Genomic DNA, 5649 nt, shown 5'->3' with positions numbered 1-5649 from the left:
TAATTTTGGTGACTTTGAAAAATTTGAAACTATTGTTGACTTCCTTTCAAAAGAACAAGCCATCAAAAATATAACAACTTATGATTTTATAAATTTTTTCTTAACTTATGAATATTTACAATAAAATTCATTGTTAATGATTCAGATTGATTTATACTGAATATTAGCGAAATATAAAAATAACTTTATGATATTAAATATAATATAGTGTTTGCGTATTAATACTTAGATTTATTTCACTAAACGCTCGTTTTAACAGATAACACAAATAGTATGCTCATATTAGGTTGAGCAGGGAATTTTTTGCCTAAATTGTGAATAATTTATATAAAATTTAGTATTCATTTTTTATTTTTCACAGGAGATGAGACAAATGCACAGAATAGAAATGGTATTTAGTCAATGGATTGTCCGTTGGCGGTGGTTATTGCTGGTAGTAATGCCTATGTTGGTGATGATAGCGGCAAGCGGCGGGCGATTCTTAGAATTTACCAATAACTATCGAGTGTTCTTTAGCGCGGAAAATCCACAGCTGCAAGCATTTGAATTATTAGAGAATACCTATACTAAGAACGATAATGTACTGATTGTATTAGCCCCTAAAGATGGACAAGTCTTTAGCAATGACACTTTAGACGCAGTAGTTTGGACAACCGAGCAAGCTTGGCAAACCCCTTTTTCAATTCGAGTTGATTCCATCAGTAATTTTCAATACACCTATGCGGATGGTGATGAGCTTATCGTTCAAGATTTAATTGAAAACCCCAAGCAGCTCACACAAGCTGAATTAGATAAGCTAAAACAAATTGCTCTATCTGAACCATTATTGAAAGACCGTTTAATTTCTCCATCAACCCACGTTGCTGCTATTAATATCACAGAACAATTACCTGGTATCAATGAAGCAGAAGAAACACCTCAAGTAGTTGCATTTGCTCGTGATTTGGTTCAAAAATTAGAAGCCCGCCACCCCAATATTGATGTGTATCTCAATGGTATGGTGATGATGAATAATGCATTTCAAGAAGCATCTGTTAGCGACTTTCAAACTTTAATCCCTGTCAGTTTTGCTGCAATGCTAGTGATGTTGGCATTATTACTAAAAGGGCTAAGTGGGACATTTGCGACTTTATTGGTGATTTTTATGTCGATTCTAGCCGCGATGGGTCTTGGGGGATTTGTTGGCTTTCCGATTACACCGCCTTCGACTTCTGCACCGACGATCATTTTAACCATCGCGATTGCTAATTCAGTGCATATTTTAGTCAGCTTTTATCATGGCATCCGTCATGGAAAAGATAAATTTGCCGCCATGTCTGAAAGTTTGCGGGTGAATTTTCAACCTATCCTACTCACCAGTTTGACCACCACAATTGGTTTCTTAAGTATGAACTTTTCTGATGCACCACCATTTCGTCATTTAGGTAATTTTGTTGCATTTGGCGTGCTGGCCTCTTTTATGTTGAGCGTCACCTTTTTACCTGCATTGATGTTGTTATTGCCTGTCAAAGTAAAACGTCTTGCAGATGGCGAAAGCAATTTTATGGGTCGTTTTGGTGATTTTGTGGTGCAACAGCGTCATAATTTATTGATTGGAATGAGTTTATTTGCAGTGCTGCTGATTAGCTTTATTCCACGTAACGAGCTGAATGATGTTTTTGTACATTACTTTGATGAACGGGTTGAATTCAGACAACATGCAAATTTTGTAGATGCCAATATCGGTGGTTTATATCGTGTTGATTATTCATTGAATGCAAAAGAATCAAATGGTATTAGTCGACCAGATTTTTTACAACAAACGGCTCAATTAACCGATTGGTTACGTCAACAACCTGAAGTGATTCATGTTAATAGCATCACAGATACCATGAAACGCCTGAACAAAAACATGCACGCTGATGATCCAGATAGTTACCATTTACCTGAAACACGAGAATTAGCAGCACAATATTTATTGTTATATGAAATGTCTTTGCCATTTGGTTTAGATTTAAACGATCAAATTGATGTGGATAAGTCAGCAACGCGGGTTAGCGTGACATTACGCACCATTTCTACTAAACAAATTCTAGCCTTAGAGCAACGTATTGCCCAATGGATGGCACAGAATACACCAGATATTAACACTACGGGCAGTGGGCCGACCTTAATGTTTGCGCATATTGGGGAACGTAATATTAAAAGTATGTTGCTGGGCACAACCATCGCGCTGATATTGATTTCACTGATTCTGATTTTTGCCTTGCGTTCATGGAAAATGGGACTGGTAAGTATGTTACCTAATCTTGCACCTGCTGCGATGGGATTTGGGATTTGGGGTTTATTTATTGGTGAAGTGGGTTTAGCTCTTTCCGTTGTAACGGGTATGACTCTCGGTATTGTAGTTGATGATACGGTACATTTCCTCAGTAAATATTTACGTGCTCGCCGTGAAAAACAAGCCTCTCCAGCAGAAGCGGTACATTACGCCTTTGCTCATGTTGGCATGGCATTGTGGATTACTTCAGTGGTGCTCTGTGTTGGCTTTTTGATTTTATCACTGTCCTCTTTCAGTCTTAACGCTGATATGGGCTTATTAACCGCTATCGTGATTTTACTCGCACTATTAGCTGATTTCTTATTACTTCCTCCACTTTTAATGAAACTAGAAGGACAAACTGATGAAGAAACAATACTTGTTCGGGTTGCTACTGAGTCTGCTTAGTGCTGCACCTGTTTTTGCTCAGACTCCAGAAGAACGCGGGTTAGAAATTGCCCAAGAAGCGGACAAACGTGATACAGGTTGGCAGGATATGAAAGCCAATATGACCATGATTTTACGTAATCGCCATGGGCAAAAAAGCCAACGTAAAATTCGTATGCGCGGCCTAGAAATCTTAGATGATGGAGATAAAAGCTTAAGTATTTTTGACCAACCGCGTGATGTGAAAGGCACAGCATTTTTAAGTTTTACTCATGCGACCATACCTGATGACCAGTGGTTATATTTACCTGCGTTAAAACGAGTCAAACGGATTAGTTCCAAAAATAAATCAGGGCCTTTTATGGGCAGTGAGTTCGCTTATGAGGATTTAACCTCACAGGAAGTGGAACGTTATTCTTATAAGTGGCTGCGGGATGAAGATTTAAATGATCGTGCAACCTTTGTAGTTGAGCGTTATCCTGAGTATGCACATTCGGGTTATACACGCCAAGTTGCGTGGGTGGATCAAGCCTATTGGCAGCCGCAAAAAATCGAGTTTTATGACCGTAAAAATAGTTTGTTGAAAACATTGGTGTATGAAGGTTATCAACAGTATTTAGAGCAATATTGGCGACCTGCTAAGATGCACATGGACAACCATCAAACAGGTAAAAGCACCATCTTAGAATGGCAAGACTATGAGTTTAGGACTGGGTTGACTGCTCGAGATTTTGATAAGAACAGTCTTAAACGCGCACGTTAAATAGGAATGGGGTACAACTGTGCCCCTTTAAATCATTTATGAAACGATTGATATTCAGCTTTTTGATATTTTTTTATGCTGCGACGGGCTTTGCCTCTGAATTTTCGGGTTATATCGCAATAGAATGGCGCGGCTTTAATCAAGCCCCATTAGATAATCGGCAGTTTGAGCACAATCAATTTTCTTTGTCGTTACAACCTGAATTTTATACCAGTTGGGATAATGACCATCAAAGTTTTACTTTCGTGCCTTATGCCCGTATCGATCAGCAAGACAGTGAACGCACCCATTTTGATATTCGGGAATTAACATGGATGAAAGTTGCGGAAAAGTGGGAATTGCGGTTAGGAATTCGTAAATTGTTTTGGGGTGTAACTGAATCACAGCATTTAGTCGACATTATTAATCAAACCGATGCGGTAGAAAATACTGACGGTGAAGATAAATTAGGTCAACCGATGGTGAATTTAGCCCTGATTGATTCTAATTGGGGCACATTGGATTTATTTGTTTTAACAGGATTTAGAGAGCGGACTTTTGCTGGTGTGGATGGACGTTTACGCACCCCATTTCCTGTTGATACTGATGCGGCTCAGTACGAATCATCGCGCGAAGAAAAACATATTGATTGGGCAGCACGTTGGCAACAGACTTTAGGTGATTGGGAGTTGGGTTTATCTTATTTCCAAGGTACGGGGCGTGATCCTTTGTTATTACCAAAAACTGATGCAGCAGGTGAGACAGTATTGACACCTTATTATGAGCAAATTAGGCAAACGGGTTTGGATGTTCAATGGATTTACGAGGATTGGTTATGGAAATTAGAAGCCATTCATCGTGACAGTGATAGACAAAATTTTTTCGCGGCAACAGGTGGTTTTGAATATACTTTTGTGGGGATTATGGACAGCAGTTGGGATTTAGGTTTAATCAGTGAATATTTATATGATGACCGAGACGACAACGCATCAAGCGCATTTCAAAATGATTTATTTGTAGGGCTGCGCTTAACCTTGAATGATGCACAATCCAGCGAGTTATTGATGGGTGTGATTCAAGACCTTGACCATAACGGAAGATTATTTAGTTTAGAAGCCAGCCGACGTTTAGGCCAGTCATTTAAATTGACTGTAGAAGCCCGATTATTTTCTGATATAGCACAATCCGATCCATTCTATTCTGTGCGTGATGACGATCATATACAAGTGGAACTGGCGTGGTATTTTTAGATAGACTTATTTTTGATTCGATTGGCAAGAAAGTTATGAAAATAGTTTGAGAAGCCGCTATTTATAAAACCACCAACTTAGATAGGCTGGTGGCTATTCATGTCTAGCTTGTTGCCTGTTGGCATTCAGAAGACATGCCTAATTTTTTTAGGATAATTGCTAAAGGACACCATTTTGTAAAACCTGATTGGAACAAATTCAGGCCGACAAACAAGGTCAATCCCACAAAATAAGGGTGAACAAAATGGGTTAAAGCGACTGATAGCAGTACCATAAAACCCGCAACAATAAATACGATGCGTTCAACAGTCATAAAAAAACTCCTAAAGCTTACTTTGAGAACATTTATCCGCAAAATGAAGAGCAGAACACTTCGCGCATCATGCCGATTAGGCGTAAGGTTCGAGCATCACTCACACGGTAATAAACACGGTTTGCATCTTTACGAGAGGCTAAAATACCTTTGTCACGTAAAATGGCCAAATGTTGAGAAATATTGCTTTGAGATGTGCCCACTTTTTCTACAATATCTTGCACGCTATATTCATCTTCACCCAAAGTACATAGGATTTTTAGACGTAATGGGTGAGACATCGCACGCATAGAACGAGAAGCCCGCTCAATATCTTCATCATGTGTCATTAATGCAAAAGACTGACTGGTTGTATTTGCCATGGGAATTCCCGTCTGAAATTTTGAAAATGTATATTTTTCAGAGGATTGGCTTTGTTTTGCCTTGTTGTTTCTCTTAGACATGCCATCCTCATTTGTTGTAATTTTGATTGTAGCTATTATAATTTAACTGATTGTAATTTTTTGAAAAATATTGTTTGAGAGCTACTACTATTAAGTATGATTTATATATTTTTATATAATTTAAAGTTATAGCAATTATTAATATATGATTATTTGCTAATTTAAAATAAAATTACTGAGTGAATGTAAGCTCTTAGTCCATAAATAGTTATAGC

At 38.2% G+C, this 5649-nt stretch carries 5 protein-coding genes; 3 read left to right on the top strand and 2 right to left on the bottom strand.

The window, feature by feature from the left end; translation table 11 throughout:
* Window positions 1–373: 373 nt before the first annotated feature.
* Genes ABXH34_RS17360 through ABXH34_RS17350 form a run of 3 tightly spaced genes read left to right on the top strand, consistent with a single transcriptional unit; the run spans window position 374 to window position 4678 of the window.
* Complete coding sequence (locus tag ABXH34_RS17360; protein WP_353573146.1) at window positions 374–2707, top strand: efflux RND transporter permease subunit; 2334 nt, start codon at window positions 374–376, stop codon at window positions 2705–2707.
* Window positions 2664–3449: an outer membrane lipoprotein-sorting protein gene (locus ABXH34_RS17355; protein WP_353573145.1), complete on the top strand. Its 786-nt coding sequence runs from the start codon at window positions 2664–2666 to the stop codon at window positions 3447–3449. The genes ABXH34_RS17360 and ABXH34_RS17355 overlap by 44 nt, the downstream gene beginning before the upstream one ends.
* 38 nt (window positions 3450–3487) lie before the next feature.
* Window positions 3488–4678 carry a hypothetical protein gene (locus ABXH34_RS17350; protein ID WP_353573144.1) on the top strand — a complete coding sequence of 397 codons (1191 nt, stop codon included), beginning with the start codon at window positions 3488–3490 and terminating at the stop codon, window positions 4676–4678.
* Between the two features lie 103 nt (window positions 4679–4781).
* Here the strand turns inward: ABXH34_RS17350 and ABXH34_RS17345 are convergent, their stop codons facing one another.
* Window positions 4782–4991, bottom strand: a complete 210-nt coding sequence (locus ABXH34_RS17345; protein ID WP_353573143.1) for a YgaP family membrane protein — start codon at window positions 4989–4991, stop codon at window positions 4782–4784.
* Window positions 4992–5023: 32 nt separating this feature from the next.
* The gene (locus ABXH34_RS17340) at window positions 5024–5353 is read right to left on the bottom strand and encodes an ArsR/SmtB family transcription factor (RefSeq protein ID WP_353314741.1); all 330 of its coding nucleotides are present in this window, start codon (window positions 5351–5353) and stop codon (window positions 5024–5026) included.
* Window positions 5354–5649 lie beyond the last annotated feature (296 nt).

Origin of the sequence: Candidatus Albibeggiatoa sp. nov. BB20 (assembly GCA_016744725.1) — a bacterium.
In the GTDB taxonomy this organism is placed as follows: Bacteria; Pseudomonadota; Gammaproteobacteria; order Beggiatoales; family Beggiatoaceae; genus Albibeggiatoa.
This window is presented reverse-complemented; position numbering and strand designations above follow the sequence as displayed.